The following is a 16781-nucleotide window of genomic DNA, read 5'->3' on the forward strand; positions in this document are numbered from 1 at the left end:
GTCGCGCCCATCGTCCCCAGCCGCGCCGCGCCCGGCACCTGCGGTCTGGCAGGGTGCCCGCCGTGGACGGACAGCGACTGGCCGGTGCGACCTGGCCGGAGATCGGGTCGCGACCGCTGGTCGTCGTCCCGCTGGGGTCGGTGGAGCAGCACGGCCGGCACCTGCCGCTCGGCACCGACACCGTGGTCGCCCGCACGGTCGCGGAGGCCGCCGTCCCCGACCTGGACGGCGCGTGGTTGGCCCCGGAGCTGGGCTACGGGGCGAGCGGGGAGCACGAGGGCTTCCCCGGCACCATCTCGCTCGGCACCGAGGCGCTCACCGCGCTGCTGACCGAGTACGGCCGCTCGGCCGGGCGGTGGGCCGGCCGGGTGCTGGTGGTCAACGGGCACGGCGGCAACCTGGACGCGCTGCGCACGGCGGTGCCGCTTCTGCGCACCGAGGGGCGGGACGTCGCGTGGTTCCCCTGCGGGGTCGCCGGCGGGGACGCGCACGCGGGGCGTACCGAGACGTCACTGATGTTGCACGTGGAACCGGATGAGGTGGACGAGGCGCTCGCCGCGCCGGGGGTGACGACGCCGATCGCCGAGCTGCTGCCCCGGCTGCGCGCCGAAGGGGTGCGCGGGGTGAGCCCGGACGGCGTCCTGGGTGACCCGACCGGCGCATCGGCGGCGGAGGGCGCCGAGCTGCTGGCGGGGATCGTGCGGCGGTTGGTCGCCGCCGTCACCCGCTGGGACGTCGACGCCACGGGCCGGCTCCGCGGCTGACCCCCGACGCCGAAATGGCCGTTCTGGCGCCCGGGACGGACGCCAGAACGGCCATGTGTGCGGCGAGAGGGGTCAGCTGAGCGCGTCGGCGAACAGCGGGACGGCGTTCTCCAGCGCGTACCGCGTGGCCAGCGGCGTGCCGATCGAGAAGGCGCTGGTCAGCGTGGTGTCGTCGAGCACGACCGCGCGGCCGTCCTGCACCGACGGGACCGCCTGGAACAGCGGGTCGTCGGTGATCTCGCTGGCCTCGATGAAGATCGGGAACATCACCGTGAGGTCGGCGTCGAGCAGGGGCAGCTGCTCGCTGCTCAGCGAGATGGAGAAGCCGTCGGTGGCCAGCTCCTGGACCGCCGGCGAGTTGGTGAAGCCCAGCCGCTCCATGAAGTCCACCCGGGTGTCGCCCTGCACGTAGGCGCCGTAGCCCTCGGCGGTGCGGGTGCCCACGACCACCGACTTCCCGTCGAACTCGGGGTGGGCGGCGGCCGCGTCGGTGAACGCCTGGTCGACCTCGGCCTGCAGCTCGGCGGCCTCCTCGCTCCTGCCGAGCGCGGCGCCGATCATCTCCAGCTGCTCCTCCGAGCTGGTCAGGTAGGCATCGGCCCCCTCGGGCACCCCGACGGTCGTGGCGATGGCGCTGAGCGACTCGTAGCGAGCGGGATCGCCGCTGGACTTCGTGTCCAGGATCAGGTCCGGCTGGAGGGCGGCGATCGCCTCGTAGCTGGGCTCCATCGTCTCGATGATCTCCGGGGCCTCGTCGTAGCGGCCCTCGGCCCAGGGGCCGACGCCCTCGCCGCCGAAGCCGAGCCAGTCGCTCGCGCCCACCGGCTGCACACCCAGCGCCAGCGCCGTCTCGGCGTCGCCCCAGCCGAGCGCCACGACCCGGGTCGGCTCCTCCTCGATCTGCACGTCCCCGAAGGCGGTGCTGACGGTCACCGGGAAGGCGCCGGAGGAGCTGTTCGACGGCGCGCCACCCCCGGCGCCGGTCTCCTCGCCGCCGGAGTCGGAGCCGCAGCTGGTGACGACGAGCGCGGCGGCCAGCAGGGCGGCGCCGCGGAGGACGGTGCGGGACATGCGGTGCTCCTTCGGGTGGTCAGGTGAGCCTCACCTAAGCACACCGGGATCACGGACCGGTCACCGTCGCCGCGCGGCCGACCGGCGAAGTCACTGGCCGACGACGTACCGGAACCGCCAGACTGCCGCGGTGCTGCTGACCCTGTCGACCACCCACGAGCCCGCCACCGACCTGGGCTTCCTGCTGCACAAGAACCCCGCCCGGGCGCAGCAGATCGAGGTGTCCACCGGGGTTGCGCACGTCTTCTACCCGGAGGCGACCGAGCAGCGCTGCACCGTCGCGCTGCTGCTGGAGGTCGACCCGATCGGGCTGGTCCGCGGCGCGCGTGGCACCGCCGCCGAGGGCTTCAGCCTCGGCCAGTACGTCAACGACCGGCCCTACGCCGCCTCCAGCCTGCTCGCGGTCGCCCTGGGCAAGGCATTCGCCAGCGCGCGCCGGGGCACCAGCAAGGAGCGGCCGGACCTGGTCGGGCAGCCGCTGCCGCTGGAGGTGCACCTGCCGGCGCTGTCCTGCCGGGGTGGCGCCGAGCTGGCCGAGCGCTTCTTCGCCCCGCTGGGCTGGACCGTGCAGGCCACCCCGCTGCCGCTGGACGAGCAGTTCCCGGAGTGGGGCGACTCCCGGCTGGTCGACCTGCGGCTGACCGGCACGCTGCGGCTGGCCGACGCCGTCAACCACCTCTACGTCGCCCTGCCGGTGCTCGACGACGCCAAGCACTACTGGGTCAGCACCGACGAGATCGACAAGCTGCTGCGCGCCGGGGAGGGCTGGCTCGCCGGCCACCCGGAGCGCGAGCTGATCACCGCCCGCTACCTGGCACACCGCCGCGCCCTGGCCGGCCAGGCCCTCGCCCGGCTCGCCGAGGTCGACGACGCGGACGCCGAGGCGTTCGACGACGCGGTGGCCCCAGACGCGGTGGCCCCAGACGCGGTGGCCCCAGACGTGGTGGCCCCGGTGGACGACGCGCCTGCCGACCGGCCCACCCCGCTGGCGCAGCTGCGGGCCGGCGCGGTGCTCGCGGCGCTGCGCGCAGCCGGCGCCAACCGGGTCGTGGACCTGGGCTGCGGCAGCGGCGCGCTGCTCCCGGCACTGCTCGGTGAGCCCTCGTTCACCGAGGTCGTCGGCGTCGACGTCAGCGCCCGCGCGCTGCAGGTCGCCGCCCGGCGACTCCACCTGGACCGGCTGCCCGACCGCCAGCGGGCCCGGCTCACCCTGCTGCAGAGCGCGCTCACCTACCGCGACGCGCGGCTGGCCGGCTACGACGCCGCCGTGCTCATGGAGGTGGTCGAGCACCTCGACCCCGACCGGCTGCCCGCCCTGGAGGACGCCGTCTTCGCCGCGGCCGCGCCGGCGACCGTCGTCGTCACCACGCCGAACGTCGAGCACAACGTGCGCTGGCCCGCGCTGGCCGCCGGCGGGTTCCGGCACCGCGACCACCGCTTCGAGTGGACCCGGGCGGAGTTCGCCGCCTGGGCGGAGGGCGTCGCGGAGCGGAACGGCTACACCGTGCGGCTGCTCGGTGTCGGCGAGGACGACCCCGAGGCCGGCCCGCCCACCCAGCTGGCGGTCTTCCGCCGGGGCGCCGCGGCGGAGGTGGCGGCATGACCGAGCTCGCCGTCCCGGACCTGGCGCTCGTCATGCTCATCGGTGCCTCCGGCTCGGGCAAGTCCACCTTCGCCCGGGCCCACTTCCGCCCCACCCAGGTGCTCTCCAGCGACGTCTGCCGTGGCCTGGTCGCCGACGACGAGGACGACCAGGCGGCCACCCCGGACGCCTTCGCGGTGCTGCACTTCATCGCCGCGACCCGGCTCCGGGCCGGGCGGCTCACCGTCGTCGACGCGACCAACGTCAAGCGGGAGGACCGTGCCTCGCTGGTGCAGCTGGCCCGCGACCACGACGTCCTGCCGGTGGCGATCGTGCTCGACCTGCCCGAGGGCGTCTGCCAGGAGCGCAACGCCGCCCGCACCGACCGCGACCTCGACCCGGGTGTGGTCCGCCGGCAGCGCGCCGAGCTCCGCCGGGGTCTGCGGGGGCTGTCCCGGGAGGGCTTCCGCAAGGTGCACCGGCTCTCCTCCGTGAGCGACGTCGACCAGGCGGTGGTCACCTGGGAGAAGCAGTACAACGACAAGCGGGAGCTCACCGGCCCGTTCGACGTCGTCGGCGACGTGCACGGCTGCCGGGCGGAGCTGGAGCAGCTGCTCACCGCGCTCGGCTGGCAGCTGAACCGGGACGACGCCGGGCGCCCGGTCGGGGCGCACCACCCCGAGGGCCGGACGGCGGTCTTCCTCGGCGACCTGGTCGACCGCGGGCCCGACTCCCCGGGCGTGCTGCGCCTGGTGATGGGCATGGTCCGCGCCGGCACCGCGCTGTGCGTGCCCGGCAACCACGAGAACAAGCTGGTCAAGGCGCTGCGCGGCCGGGACGTGCAGCTCACCCACGGCCTGGCCGAGACGCTGCAGCAGCTCTCCGCGGAGAGCGCGGAGTTCCGCGCCGAGGTCGAGGCCTTCTGCGACGGGCTGGTCAGCCACCTCGTGCTCGCCGGCGGCGCGCTGGTCGTCGCGCACGCCGGGCTGCCGGAGAAGCTGCAGGGCCGCTCCAGCGGCCGGGTGCGCAGCTTCGCGCTGTACGGCGACACCACCGGGGAGACCGACGAGTTCGGCCTGCCGGTGCGCTACCCCTGGGCCCAGGACTACCGCGGCCGGGCGACGGTGCTCTACGGCCACACCCCGGTGCCCGAGCCGGAGTGGGTCAACAACACGATGTGCCTGGACACCGGCTGCGTGTTCGGCGGGCGGCTCACCGCGCTGCGGTACCCCGAGCGCGAGCTGGTCGGGGTGCCCGCGCAGCGCACCTGGTACGAGCCCGCCCGCCCCTTCCTGACCGTCGACGAGACTCCGACGCCGACCCGGCCGGACGCGGTCCTGGACGTCGCCGACGTGCTGGGCAAGCGGGTGGTGGAGACCGGGCTCTCCGGGCGGGTGACCGTGCGGGAGGAGAACGCGGCCGCCGCGATCGAGGTGATGAGCCGCTTCGCGCTCGCACCGCAGCAGCTGGCGTACCTGCCGCCGACGATGAGCCCGGTGGCCACCTCCGCGCGGGAGGACCTGCTGGAGCACCCCGCCGAGGCGTTCTCCTACTACCGCGGCGAGGGCGTGGACCGGGTGGTCTGCCAGGAGAAGCACATGGGCTCCCGGGCGGTGGCGTTGGTCCGCCGCGCCGACGCCGACGGCGACCCGGCGCGGCCGGTCACCGAGCGCGGGGCGCTGTACACCCGCACCGGGCGGTCGTTCTTCGGTGCGGAGCTGACCGCGGCCTTCCTGGCCCGGCTCGCGACGGCGGCGCGGACGGCCGGGCTCTTCGACGAGCTGGGCAGCGACTGGCTGCTGCTCGACGGCGAGCTGCTGCCCTGGTCGGCCAAGGCCGGGGAGCTGGTCCGCGGCCAGTACGCACCGGTCGGCACCGCGGCCCGCGCCGCGCTGCCGGTGGCCGAGGCGGTGCTCGCCCAGGCGGCCGACCGGGGTCAGGACGTCGGTGCGCTGCTGGCCCGCCAGCGCTCCCGCCGAGCCGACGCCGAGGCGTTCACCGCCGCCTACCGGCGCTACTGCTGGCCCACCGACGGGCTCACCGGCACCGCGTTCGCCCCGTTCCAGCTGCTCGCCGCCGCCGGGGCGACCTTCCACGACCGCCCGCACGCCGAGCACCTCGCCGTCGCCGACCGGCTGGCCGCCGCCGACCCGGAGCTGCTGCGGAGCACCACGCACCGGTTCGTCGACGTCACCGACCCGGCGCAGGAGGAGGCCGCCACCGCCTGGTGGACGGAGTTCACCGCCGGCGGGGGCGAGGGCATGGTGGTCAAGCCGGCCGGCAACCTCACCCGCGGACGCCGCGGGGTGGTGCAGCCCGGGCTCAAGGTGCGCGGCCGGGAGTACCTGCGGCTGGTCTACGGCCCCGAGTACACCGAGCCGGCGAACCTGGCCCGGCTGCGCGAACGCAACCTGGGCCGCAAGCGCGGGCTGGCGCTGCGGGAGTACGGGCTGGGGCAGGAGGGCCTGGAGCGGCTGGCCCGCGGGGAGCCGCTGTGGCGGGTGCACGAGTGCGTGTTCGCCGTCCTGGCGCTGGAGTCCGAACCCGTCGACCCCCGGCTCTGAGGCGGCTCGACCCGGGCCAGCGAGAGGGAACAGTCGGGTGCGGACGCCGGTTGTACCGGGCAGTCGCGATCAGCCCGCCCCGCCTGGGGGCGGACGTCCCGCGCAGACCGAGAGGACCCACCATGCGCAACGGCATCCACCCCGAGTACCGGACCGTCGTCTTCCAGGACACGTCGACCGGCGCCACCTTCCGCACCCGCTCGACGATCGCCACCGAGCGCACCGTCGAGCTGGACGGCGAGACCCTGCCCGTGGTCCCGGTCGAGATCAGCGCCTCCTCGCACCCCTTCTGGACCGGCAACCAGCGCGTGCTGGACACCGCCGGGCGGGTCGAGAAGTTCAACCAGCGGTACGGCGCCCGCACCCGCGGCTGACCACCCCGTTCTCCCGACGCCCCCGTCGGCCCTCCCGGGCCGGCGGGGGCGTCGTCGTGTGAGCGGCCCCACTACGGTGCCGGGCGTGCTGACGACGCCGTCTCCACCCGAGGAACCGCTGCCCACCGGGCTGGTCGTCCGGCTGGACCCCGCCGTCCAGCGCCGGGAGGACGGCGCGGTGCTGGTCGGCGGCTCCCCGCTGCGCCAGCTGCGGCTGGCCCCCGCTGCCCGCGCGATGCTGGACGGCGACCGGCTGACCGTCACCGACCGGCGCCGCGCCACCCTCGCCGGCCGGCTGGTCGACACCGGGCTCGCCCACCCGGAGGTCGAGCCCGCGTCCACCGGCGACGTCACCGTCGTCGTCCCGGTCAAGGACCGCACCGACGGGCTCACCCGGCTGCTCACCGCACTGCGCGCCGACCCCGGCACGGCGCGCTGCCCGGTGGTCGTGGTGGACGACGGCTCCGCCGACCCGGCCGCGGTGGCCGCCGTCGCGGCCGGCGCCCGGCTGGTGCGGCACGAGCAGGCCCGCGGCCCGGCCGCCGCCCGCAACGCCGGGTTCCGCGTGGCCGCCACGCCGCTGGTGGCGTTCATCGACTCCGACTGCGTGCCCGAGCCGGGCTGGCTGGGGCACCTGGCCGGGCACCTGGGCGCCGACCCCCGGCTGGCGCTGGCCGCGCCCCGGATCACCGCGCTGCCGGTGCAGGCGGAGGGCTGGGTGGCCCGGTACGAGGCGCTGTCCAGCGCGCTGGACATGGGGGAGCGGACGGCCCTGGTGCACCCGCGCAGCGCCGTCCCCTACGTGCCCAGCGCCGCCCTGCTGGCCCGGCGGTCGGCGCTGGGGAACGGCTTCGACGAGTCGATGCAGGTCGCGGAGGACGTCGACCTGGTGTGGCGGCTCATCGGCGCGGGCTGGCGGGTCCGCTACGAGCCGGCCGCACGGGTGGCGCACGAGCACCGGGTGGACCCGCGGGACTTCCTCACCCGGCGGGCCTTCTACGGCAGCGGCGCGGCCCTGTTGGCGCAGCGGCACGGGCCGCTCGTCGCGCCGGTGGTCCTCTCGCCCTGGTCGGGGGCGGCCTGGACGCTGGCGCTCACCGGTCGGCCCGCCGGGGTGCTCGCCGCCGCCGCGGTGCTCGCCGAGGCGTCCCGCCGCCTGGCCGGCCGGGTGGCCGTGCCCGGCCGGCGGCCGCCGTACCGGTGGGCGGCCGGGCTGGTGCTGCGCGGGACGGCGGGGGCCGGCCGGATGCTGGCCCGCTCGGTGACGCGGCACCACTGGCCGCTCGCGCTGGCCGCCGCGGTGGTCTCCCGCCGGGCGCGGGCGCTGGTGCTCGCGGTGCTGGCCGGGGACGCCGTCGCCGCCTGGTGGCCGCGCCGGGCGGAGGTCGACCTGCCCGCCTTCGCCGCAGGACGCCGGCTGGAGGACCTCGCCTACGGCGCCGGGTTGTGGACCGGTGCCTGGCGCGCCCGGGACGCCACCGCGCTGCTCCCGGTCGCGCCACCGCCGGTCGCCGGCTGACACGCCCGGGTGACGTTTCGGTGAACAACCACTCGGCGTACGGAAGGGGTGGAACAAGCCGGTGGGGCCCGGCCTTGGAGAGCGCGAGAGTGCGGTGACCAGCGTCGGCCCCGCAGGACGACCGACCAAACGGGGAGCACCGCTTGAGCACCACCCGGGACACCAGCACCCAGGAGACCGCCGCCGCGACGCGCGCCACCGGTGCGCGGGCGCACCGCGAACCGGAGCCCGCGCCGCCGGGCCAGGCGCGCACCGCGCTGGTGCTGGGCGCGTTCGTCGCGCTCGGCCCGCTGACCATCGACATGTACCTGCCGGCCCTGCCGACCATCACCGAGGACCTGCAGACCACCTCGGCGACGGTGCAGCTCACCCTCACCGGCACCCTCGTCGGCCTCGCGCTGGGGCAGCTGGTGCTCGGCCCGCTGGCCGACGCGCTGGGCCGCCGGCGCCCGCTGCTGGCCGGCACCGCCGTGCACGTGCTGGCCTCGCTGCTGGTGCTCGTCGCCCCGAACGTCGCCGTCCTCGGTGCGCTGCGCTTCTTCCAGGGGGTCGGTGCCGCGGCCGGTGCGGTGATCGCGATCGCCGTCGTCCGGGACATGTTCACCGGCCGGGCGGCCGCGACCATGCTCTCCCGGTTGTTCCTGGTGATCGGCGCCGCACCGGTGCTCGCCCCCACCATCGGCGGGGAGGTGCTCCGGTTCACCTCCTGGCGCGGGGTGTTCGTGGTCCTCGCCGTCTACGGCGCGCTGCTGGTGGCGATGGGCTGGTTCGCCCTGCGGGAGACCCTCCCGCCGGAGCGCCGGCGCAGCAACGGCGTCGTCGGCACGCTGCGCGGCTACCGGGCACTGTTGCGCGACCGGACCTACGTCGGCCTGGTGCTCGTCGCCGGCCTGACCATGGCCGGCCTGTTCGCCTACGTCTCCGGCTCGTCGTTCGTCTACCAGCGCGACTTCGGCCTCAGCGAGCAGCAGTTCGGGCTGTTCTTCGGCTTCGGCGCGTTCTTCCTCATCGGCGCGACCCAGTTCAACCCGGTGCTGCTGCGGCGGTTCGGCCCGGCGCAGATCCTGGTGAGCGCCACGATCGCCGGCGCGGTGGCCGGTGCGGTCCTGCTCCTGCTGGCGGCCACCGGGTTCGGTGGGCTGTTCGGCGTCGCCGTCCCGCTGTGGGCCGTGCTCGCCGCCTGCGGCCTGGCGCTGCCCAACGCCCCGGCGCTGGCGCTGTCCCGGCACGGCGAGGCCGCCGGCACCGCCGCCGCGCTCCTGGGCGCGGTGCAGTTCGGCGTCGGCGCCGCCGTCTCCCCGCTGGTGGGCCTGCTCGGCAACGACGCGGTCGCCATGGGCACGGTGATCGTCGGCTCGCTGGTGCTGGCACTGGTCGTGCTGTTCACCGTGGTCCGGCCGTGGCGGCTGACCGACGTCGACCCCGCGGACGCCCCGGCCGCGGCCCACTGAGCGAGCTCAGCCGATGACCACCGGGGCCGAGGTGCCGACCTGGTACAGCCGGGCCGTCCCGGTGCTCGGGCTGAGGGTCTCCTCCTCCAGCCAGAACACGTAGGGCACGCCGGGAGTCAGGCCGGCCAGCACGACGGCCTGCTCCTGGCAGCCCTCGGCTGCGGGGACCACCTGCCGTACCGGGTCGGCCTGCTCGCCCGGGACGAGCTGCTGGCTCACCGCGGACACCCGGTACGACAGGACCTCGGCCCGGCCGGCGGTCATCCAGCTCACCGTGGCCGAGCCCGGCCCGGGGACGACGCCGGGGGTCATCCGCCGCGGCGCGGAGAAACCGCCGCAGGGGTCGGGGCGGGGCGTGAGCACCGGCGGCTTCCCCACGTTCGCGTTGGGCACCACGACGATCCGGTGCGGCCGCGGGGGCTGGGGGACGACGAGCCCGGTGTCCGCCTGCCGCGCGGCCGCCGAGCCGGCGTGCGCCAGCCCCTCGCTGGTCACCGCCGCGGTGAACGGGTCGGTGCCCACCGGGCTGTTCACGCTGAGCTGCGCGCCCACCGCCACGCCGCGGCTGGCCGTGCTGACCTCCAGCACCGCCGGCGCCACCTGGGTGCCGGCGACCAGCAGCCCGCCGGCGACGGCCAGCGTGGGCACCAGCCACCGCTGCGGGCGGCGCGCCCGGCGGCGCGTGCGGCGCTTGCTGGTGGTGGTGCGATTCGCGGTGGTCCTGCGGGCTCCGGCCATCGCCGCCTCTCCTCGGGTCCTCCGGGGAGTCTCGGCAGGACGGCGCCGGGCTCGCGCCGAAACGGGGAGGCGCGTCCCACACCGCGGCCGGGAATGCCGGGACGGCGGAACGTCCTTGGCACCGGCTGTGAGCGCAGCGCCGACGAGCACGACGACCCCGACCACCACCCGGGACCCGGAGCTGCCCTCGGCGCGGGCCGCCACGCTGGCGATCGGGGCCCTGGGGCTGGGCGGCTTCGCCATCGGCACCACCGAGTTCGTCACCATGGGCCTGCTGCCCGACATCGCCGTCGGCACCGGGGTCACCATCCCCGAAGCCGGGCACTACATCTCCGCCTACGCGCTCGGCGTCGTGATCGGCGCGCCGGTGCTCGCCGCGCTGGGCGCCCGGCTGCCGCGCCGGGCGCTCGCCGTCGGCCTGATGGTCGCCTTCCTGGTGGGCAACGCGCTCACCGCGCTGGCCCCCGGCTACCCGACGCTCCTGCTGGCCCGCTTCGTCGGCGGCCTGCCGCACGGGGCGTACTTCGGGGCCGCCTCGCTCATCGCCGCCTCCCTGGTCGCCCCGCACCTGCGCGGCCGCGCGGTCAGCTCGGTGATGCTGGGGCTCGCCGCGGCCAACGTCGCCGGCGTGCCCGCGGGCACCTGGCTGGGCCAGCACCTCGGCTGGCGGTCGGCCTACTGGGCGGTCGTGGCCATCGCGGTGGTCACCGTCGCGGCCATCCTGCTGGTCGTGCCCTCGTCCCCGGGCCGCCGGGACGCGTCCATGCGCGCCGAGCTCGGCGCGCTGCGCCGCCCGCAGGTGCTGCTCACCCTGGGCCTGGCCACCGTCGGCTTCGGCGGACTGTTCGCCATGTACAGCTACATCGCGCCCACCGTCACCGACGTCGCCGGGATGTCGGCCGGCTTCGTGCCGGTGGTGCTGCTGGCCTTTGGCGTCGGCGGCCTGCTCGGGACGGCGCTGGGTGGCCGGCTGGCCGACCGGGCGCTGTTCCCCTCCCTGATCGGGGCCACCCTGTCCACCGGCGCGCTGCTGGCGCTCATGCTGGTCGGGTCGCTGCACGCCGCCACGCTCATCGCCAACGTCTTCCTGGTCGCCGCCTCGGCCTCGACGATGGTGGTGCTGCTCCAGCTGCGGCTGATGGAGGTCGCCGGCGACGCGCAGATGCTCGGCGCCGCACTCAACCACTCCGCGCTCAACGCGGCCAACGCCCTCGGCGCCTGGCTCGGCGGCCTGGTCATCGCCGCCGGCTGGGGCTACCGCGCCCCCAGCGGTGTCGGCGCCGGGCTGGCCGTCCTGGGCCTGGGCTTCCTGCTCGCCTCCGCGCTGCTGCGCCGCCGGGAGCTCGCCGCCCGCTGACCGGCGTCCTGGGCTGGCCTTCTCCGGCCCTGCGCTGACACACTCTGCTCCGCACCGGCTGTGACGCCGGACACACCTGCCACGCAACGGAGCGGAGGACTCGGTGACCCAGATCAACGTGCGGGTCGACGGGGTGTCCTACACGGACGACGTCGAACCACGGACCCTGCTCGTCCACCACCTGCGGGAGCAACTGGGCAAGGTCGGCACCGTCGTCGGCTGCGACACCAGCAACTGCGGCGCCTGCACCGTCCACCTCGACGGGCACGCGGTGAAGTCCTGCACCGTCTTCGCCGTCCAGGCCGACGGCTGCGAGGTCACCACCGTCGAGGGGCTCGCCGACGGCGCCACGCTGCACCCGGTCCAGCGGGCCTTCACCGAGATGCACGGCCTGCAGTGCGGCTTCTGCACGCCGGGGATGATCATGGCCTCGATCGACCTGCTGCAGGACAACCCCGACCCGACCGACGACGAGGTCCGGGAGGGCATCGAGGGCAACCTCTGCCGCTGCACCGGCTACCAGAACATCGTCCGGGCCGTGCGCGCTGCGGCGGCGGAGATGCGGGCGGAGAACGCGCACGTCGTGCCCGCCGAGGTGGACACCGCGGCCGCCGACCACGTGGTGGTGCAGGCATGACCGTCACCGAGGAGCCCGGCGCCCCCGCCCCCGAGGTCGGGCAGGCGCGACGGCGCAAGGAGGACGCCCGGCTGATCACCGGGCGCACGCAGTGGACCGACAACCTGGTGCTCCCGGGGATGCTGCACCTGGCGGTGCTGCGCAGCCCGATGGCGCACGCCCGGATCACCGCCGTCGACGTCGCCGCCGCCCGGGAGCGGCCCGGCGTCGTCGCCGTCTACACCGGCCGTGACCTGGCCGACGAGCAGGGCTCGCTGCCGTGCGCCTGGCCGGTCACCCCGGACATGGTCAACCCCGGGCACCCCTCGATCGCCGTCGACCGGGTCAACCACGTCGGGGAGGCGGTGGCGGTCGTCGTCGCCCGCAGCCGGACGGCGGCCGCGGACGCGCTCGAGGCGATCGAGATCGACTACGAGCCGCTGCCGGTGGTGCTCGACATGGAGCAGGCCGTGCAGGACGGCGCCCCGCTGGTGCACGAGCACACGACGTCCAACACCAGCTACCACTTCGTCTTCGACGCCGGCGAGGCCGGCACCGGCGCGGACACCGAAGGTGCCTTCGCCGACGCCGAGGTGGTGGTCAGCCGCCGGTTCGTGCAGCAGCGGCTGATCCCGGCGTTCATGGAGCCGCGTTCGGTCGTCGTCCAGCCGCTCGGCGACAACTACACGATGTGGTCGGCCACCCAGGTGCCGCACATCCTGCGGGTGATGGCCGCGATGGTCACCGGCATCCCCGAGCACAAGCTGCGGGTGATCGCCCCCGACGTCGGCGGCGGGTTCGGCGGGAAGCTGCAGGTCAACCCGGAGGAGATCCTCTGCCTGCTGATCGCCCGCCGGCTGGGCAAACCGGTCAAGTGGACCGAGACCCGCAGCGAGTCGCTGATGACCGCTCACCACGGCCGCGACCAGGTGCAGTTCATCGACATCGCCGCCGACCGCGACGGCAACGTGCGGGGGCTGCGCTGCCGGATCCTCGCCGACATGGGCGCCTACCTGCGGCTGATCACCCCCGGCGTGCCGGTGCTGGGCGCGTTCATGTTCCCCGGCATCTACCGCTTCCCGGCCTACCGGTTCGAGTGCGACGGCGTCTTCACCAACAAGGTGCCCACCGACGCCTACCGCGGCGCCGGGCGGCCGGAGGCCACCTTCGCCATCGAGCGGATCATGGACGAGCTCGCCGTCGAGCTGGACATGGACCCGCTGGAGCTGCGCCGGAAGAACTGGATCGACAGCTTCCCGTTCACCACCGTCGCCGGGCTGGAGTACGACTCGGGCGACTACGCCACCGCCACCCAGCAGGCGCTGGAGCTGATCGGCTACGACGAGCTGCGCGCCGAGCAACGCCGCCGCCGGGAGTCCGGCGACCCGGTGCAGCTGGGCATCGGGTTCTCCACCTTCACCGAGATGTGCGGCCTGGCGCCCTCCCGGGTGCTCGGCTCGCTGGCCTACGGGGCGGGCGGCTGGGAGTCGGCGTCCATCCGGATGCTGCCCACCGGCAAGGTCGAGGTGGTCACCGGCTCGACCCCGCACGGCCAGGGCCACGAGACGGCGTGGAGCCAGATCGTCGCCGACTCCCTCGGGGTGCCCTTCGAGGACGTCGAGGTGCTCCACGGGGACACCTCGGTCTCCCCCCGGGGGATGGACACCTACGGCTCACGCTCCCTGGTCGTCGGCGGCACCGCGGTGGTCAAGGCGGCGGAGAAGGTGGTCGCCAAGGCGCGCCGGGTCGCCGCGCACCTGCTGGAGGCCAGCGAGGACGACCTGGAGTTCAGCGGCGGCCGGTTCTCGGTCCGGGGGACGCCGGGGGCCGGGATGGACATCCAGGAGATCGCGCTGGCCGTCTTCGCCGCGCACGACTACCCGGAGGGCATCGAGCCCTCCATCGACGCCGAGGCCACCTTCGACCCGGACAACTTCTCCTTCCCGCACGGCACGCACATCTGCGCGATGGAGGTCGACACGGACACCGGCTTCGTGAAGATCCGGAAGTACGCCTGCGTGGACGACGTCGGCACGATCGTCAACCCGCTGATCGTCGAGGGCCAGGTGCACGGCGGCCTGGCGCAGGGGATCGCGCAGGCGCTGTACGAGGAGGCGGTCTACGACGCCGAGGGCAACCTGACCACCGGCACCTTCGTCGACTACCTGGTGCCCTCGGCCACCGACCTCCCGCACTTCGACACCGGGCACACCGTGCACCCGGCCACCGGCAACCCGCTGGGCGCCAAGGGGGTCGGCGAGGCCGGGTGCATCGCCAGCACCCCGGCGGTGGTCAACGCCGCGCTCGACGCCGTCCGGCACCTGGGCGTCACCGACATCCGCATGCCGCTGACCCCCGAGCGGGTGTGGCGGGCCCTGCACACCGGGGGCGACGGCGGCGACCGCGCCGCCGAGGGCAGCAACGCCTACGGCGGTGCGCGCACCAGCGAGTCCGGCTACGAGGAGGCAGAGCAGTGATCCGCCGAAGCGACCCTGGAGCGCAGCCATGATCCCCGCACCGTTCAGCTACGCCCGCCCGACCACGGTCGAGGAGGCGCTGCAGGCGATCGCCGCCGGCGGTGAGGACGTCAAGGTCCTGGCCGGCGGGCAGTCGCTGATCCCGGTCATGCGGCTGCGGCTGGCCGCTCCGGAGACCGTCGTCGACCTCACCCGCGTCCCCGAGCTGCGCGGGGTGCGGGAGGACGGCGACCAGTTGGTCGTGGGGGCGATGACCACCCACGCCGACGTGCTCACCGACCCGCTGCTGGCCCGGTACGGCCGGCTGGTGGTGCAGGCCACCGAGACCGTCGCCGACCGGCAGGTGCGCCGCCGCGGCACGTTCGGCGGCGCGCTGGCGCACGCCGACCCGGCCGGCGACCTGCCGGCGGTGGCGCTCGCGCTGGACGCGGAGTTCGTGCTCGCGGGGCCGTCCGGACGGCGCACCGTCGCGGCGGCGGACTTCTTCGTCGACTACCTCACCACCGCCCTGGACGACGGCGAACTGCTCGTCGAGGTCCGCATCCCCAAGCTCGGCGAGGAGTGGGGGGTGCGGTACGAGAAGTTCAACCGGGTCGCGCAGGCGTGGTCGATCGTCGCGGTGGCCGCCGCCGTCCGGCGGGAGGGTGGGCGGATCACCGAGGCCCGGATCGGGCTGACCAACATGGGCCCCACCCCGCTGCGGGCCCGGGCCACCGAGGCCGCCCTGGTCGGGGTGGACGTCAGCCTGGAGACGGTCACCGCCGCCGCCGCGCAGGCCGCCGAGGGCACCAGCCCGAGCAGCGACCTCAACGCCCAGGCCGACTACCGCCAGCACCTGGCCGCCGTGCTCACCCGGCGCGCGGTCGCCGCGGCGGCGGGTCTGTAGCCGACGGACCGGTCCGTCACATCGGCGCGGCCGTCCGGCGTGCCGCGGGCCGATCTCCTGCGCACCGCCCCCTGACGTGGTCGGATGGGGGCCGCCGAGCAACTCGTCCCCGGAGGTCCCGCAGTGCAGCTGGAGAACTCGTTCATCGTCCCGGTGCCGATCGACGACGCCTGGCGGGTGCTGCTGGACATCGAGCGGATCGCCCCGTGCATGCCCGGTGCCGTGCTCGACTCGGTGACCGGGGACGAGTTCACCGGCCGGGTGAAGGTGAAGCTCGGCCCGATCAACCTGACCTACCAGGGCAAGGCGTCGTTCGTGGAGAAGGACGAGGCGGCGCACCGCGCGGTCATCGACGCCAAGGGCAAGGACCAGCGCGGCAACGGCACCGCGGCCGCGACGGTCACCGCCACCCTGGCGGCCGAGGGCAGCACCACCCGGGTCGACGTGCTCACCGACCTGAACATCACCGGCCGCCCGGCCCAGTTCGGCCGCGGCGTGATGACCGACGTCGGCAACAAGCTGCTGGGCCAGTTCGCCGACAAGCTCGCCGCCCAGCTGGCCACCTCCGGTGACGACGTGACCGTCGACCAGGAGGCGGCCGCGACCCCGCAGGAGCCGACGGTGGCCACGAAGACGGCGGCTGCCGCGTCGAAGGCGGCCGCGACCACCGCCGGCGTGGCGGAGGAGGTGGCGACGTCCGCCGAGGGCAGCGCGCGCGGCCCGGCGAAGAAGGCCGCCACGGCGGCGAAGAAGACGGCCGCGGCCGCGGCCGACAGGGCCGCGGACGCGGAGGCGTCGGCCGGTGCGCCGGCGAAGAAGGCCGTTCCCGCGAAGGCGGCCAAGGCCGCGCCGGCGAAGTCCGCTGCCGCCCGCGCCGCCGAGGGCACGGCCGCGGCGGAGACCGCCCCGGTGCCCGACCCGACGGTGCCGCCGCGCCGCTCGAAGGCGGCCCCGGCGAAGGCCGCCTCGCCGACCGGGGCGACCACGCCGGACACCGTCCCCGCCGCCGAGGCCCCGCCCGAGGCCCCCGCCGACACCCCGGCCACCCCGGCGAAGAAGGCCGCGCCCAGCCGGCCGCCGGCGGGCACCACCGCACCGCCGAACCGGCCCGCCGGCGGCGGACCGGCGAAGAGCACCCCGACCGCCGGGGCACCGGCGCCCCGGCCGGCCCCGTCCCCGGCGCCCGAGCCGGAGCCGATCGACCTGCTCGACGTCGCCGGCGGCGCGGCGCTGACCCGCTACGCGGCGCCGGCCGCCGGGGCCACCGCGGTCCTGGTGCTGCTCGCGCTGGTGCTGCGCCGCCGCCGCAAGCGCTGAGCCCCGGGGGGCCCGGACCTCTTCCCGGGACAGTCGTGCTCTGCCCACCCCGGTGGGCAGAGCAC

At 75.6% G+C, this 16781-nt stretch carries 13 protein-coding genes; 11 read left to right on the forward strand and 2 right to left on the reverse strand.

Translation table 11 applies throughout. The annotated features are described in order from the left end of the window. Positions 1 to 62: 62 nt before the first annotated feature. A complete protein-coding gene (mftE, locus tag ACI79Y_RS10980) occupies positions 63 to 764 on the forward strand; it encodes a mycofactocin biosynthesis peptidyl-dipeptidase MftE (RefSeq protein WP_457158515.1) in 702 nt (233 codons plus the stop codon). Positions 765 to 836: 72 nt separating this feature from the next. Here the strand turns inward: mftE and ACI79Y_RS10985 are convergent, their stop codons facing one another. Continuing rightward, positions 837 to 1835: an iron-siderophore ABC transporter substrate-binding protein gene (locus ACI79Y_RS10985; RefSeq protein ID WP_457158516.1), complete on the reverse strand. Its 999-nt coding sequence runs from the start codon at positions 1833 to 1835 to the stop codon at positions 837 to 839. Positions 1836 to 1965: 130 nt separating this feature from the next. Here ACI79Y_RS10985 and ACI79Y_RS10990 point away from each other — a divergent pair, with 130 nt between their 5' ends. The 5 genes from ACI79Y_RS10990 (at position 1966) to ACI79Y_RS11010 (ending at position 9325) form a co-directional block, all read left to right on the forward strand. Then, positions 1966 to 3438, forward strand: coding sequence for a 3' terminal RNA ribose 2'-O-methyltransferase Hen1 (locus ACI79Y_RS10990; RefSeq protein ID WP_457158517.1), 1473 nt, complete (start codon positions 1966 to 1968; stop codon positions 3436 to 3438). Continuing rightward, entirely contained in the window at positions 3435 to 5981 is a 2547-nt protein-coding gene (locus ACI79Y_RS10995; protein ID WP_457158518.1) for a polynucleotide kinase-phosphatase, read from the forward strand. The genes ACI79Y_RS10990 and ACI79Y_RS10995 overlap by 4 nt, the downstream gene beginning before the upstream one ends. A gap of 122 nt (positions 5982 to 6103) precedes the next feature. After that, positions 6104 to 6355 carry a type B 50S ribosomal protein L31 gene (locus ACI79Y_RS11000; protein WP_457074503.1) on the forward strand — a complete coding sequence of 84 codons (252 nt, stop codon included), beginning with the start codon at positions 6104 to 6106 and terminating at the stop codon, positions 6353 to 6355. 85 nt (positions 6356 to 6440) lie between these two features. Then, complete coding sequence (mftF, locus tag ACI79Y_RS11005; RefSeq protein WP_457158519.1) at positions 6441 to 7874, forward strand: mycofactocin biosynthesis glycosyltransferase MftF; 1434 nt, start codon at positions 6441 to 6443, stop codon at positions 7872 to 7874. 143 nt (positions 7875 to 8017) lie between these two features. After that, positions 8018 to 9325, forward strand: a complete 1308-nt coding sequence (locus tag ACI79Y_RS11010; protein WP_457158520.1) for a multidrug effflux MFS transporter — start codon at positions 8018 to 8020, stop codon at positions 9323 to 9325. A 6-nt stretch (positions 9326 to 9331) separates the two neighbouring features. Here the strand turns inward: ACI79Y_RS11010 and ACI79Y_RS11015 are convergent, their stop codons facing one another. After that, positions 9332 to 10063 carry a hypothetical protein gene (locus tag ACI79Y_RS11015; protein ID WP_457158521.1) on the reverse strand — a complete coding sequence of 244 codons (732 nt, stop codon included), beginning with the start codon at positions 10061 to 10063 and terminating at the stop codon, positions 9332 to 9334. 127 nt (positions 10064 to 10190) lie between these two features. Here ACI79Y_RS11015 and ACI79Y_RS11020 point away from each other — a divergent pair, with 127 nt between their 5' ends. The 5 genes from ACI79Y_RS11020 (at position 10191) to ACI79Y_RS11040 (ending at position 16716) form a co-directional block, all read left to right on the forward strand. Beyond that, entirely contained in the window at positions 10191 to 11420 is a 1230-nt protein-coding gene (locus tag ACI79Y_RS11020) for an MFS transporter (protein ID WP_457158522.1), read from the forward strand. A 103-nt stretch (positions 11421 to 11523) separates the two neighbouring features. Further along, on the forward strand, positions 11524 to 12057 hold the full coding sequence (locus ACI79Y_RS11025) for a (2Fe-2S)-binding protein (protein ID WP_457158523.1): 534 nt from the start codon (positions 11524 to 11526) through the stop codon (positions 12055 to 12057). Further along, the gene (locus ACI79Y_RS11030) at positions 12054 to 14513 is read left to right on the forward strand and encodes a xanthine dehydrogenase family protein molybdopterin-binding subunit (protein ID WP_457158524.1); all 2460 of its coding nucleotides are present in this window, start codon (positions 12054 to 12056) and stop codon (positions 14511 to 14513) included. The genes ACI79Y_RS11025 and ACI79Y_RS11030 overlap by 4 nt, the downstream gene beginning before the upstream one ends. Positions 14514 to 14541: 28 nt before the next feature. Further along, entirely contained in the window at positions 14542 to 15399 is an 858-nt protein-coding gene (locus ACI79Y_RS11035) for an FAD binding domain-containing protein (RefSeq protein ID WP_457158525.1), read from the forward strand. Positions 15400 to 15522: 123 nt separating this feature from the next. Then, entirely contained in the window at positions 15523 to 16716 is a 1194-nt protein-coding gene (locus ACI79Y_RS11040) for an SRPBCC family protein (protein WP_457158526.1), read from the forward strand. The last annotated feature ends 65 nt before the right edge of the window (positions 16717 to 16781 follow it).

It is taken from the genome of Modestobacter sp. SYSU DS0875 (genome assembly GCF_054050915.1).

Bases quoted from the DNA above. Each gene is read 5' to 3' on its own strand.
- ACI79Y_RS10995 (WP_457158518.1), top strand. From the start codon at position 3,435: ATGACCGAGCTCGCCGTCCCGGACCTGGCGCTCGTCATGCTCATCGGT.
- ACI79Y_RS11035 (WP_457158525.1), top strand. From the start codon at position 14,542: ATGATCCCCGCACCGTTCAGCTACGCCCGCCCGACCACGGTCGAGGAG.
- ACI79Y_RS11015 (WP_457158521.1), bottom strand. From the start codon at position 10,063: ATGGCCGGAGCCCGCAGGACCACCGCGAATCGCACCACCACCAGCAAG.
- ACI79Y_RS11030 (WP_457158524.1), top strand. From the start codon at position 12,054: ATGACCGTCACCGAGGAGCCCGGCGCCCCCGCCCCCGAGGTCGGGCAG.
- ACI79Y_RS10985 (WP_457158516.1), bottom strand. From the start codon at position 1,835: ATGTCCCGCACCGTCCTCCGCGGCGCCGCCCTGCTGGCCGCCGCGCTC.
- ACI79Y_RS11000 (WP_457074503.1), top strand. From the start codon at position 6,104: ATGCGCAACGGCATCCACCCCGAGTACCGGACCGTCGTCTTCCAGGAC.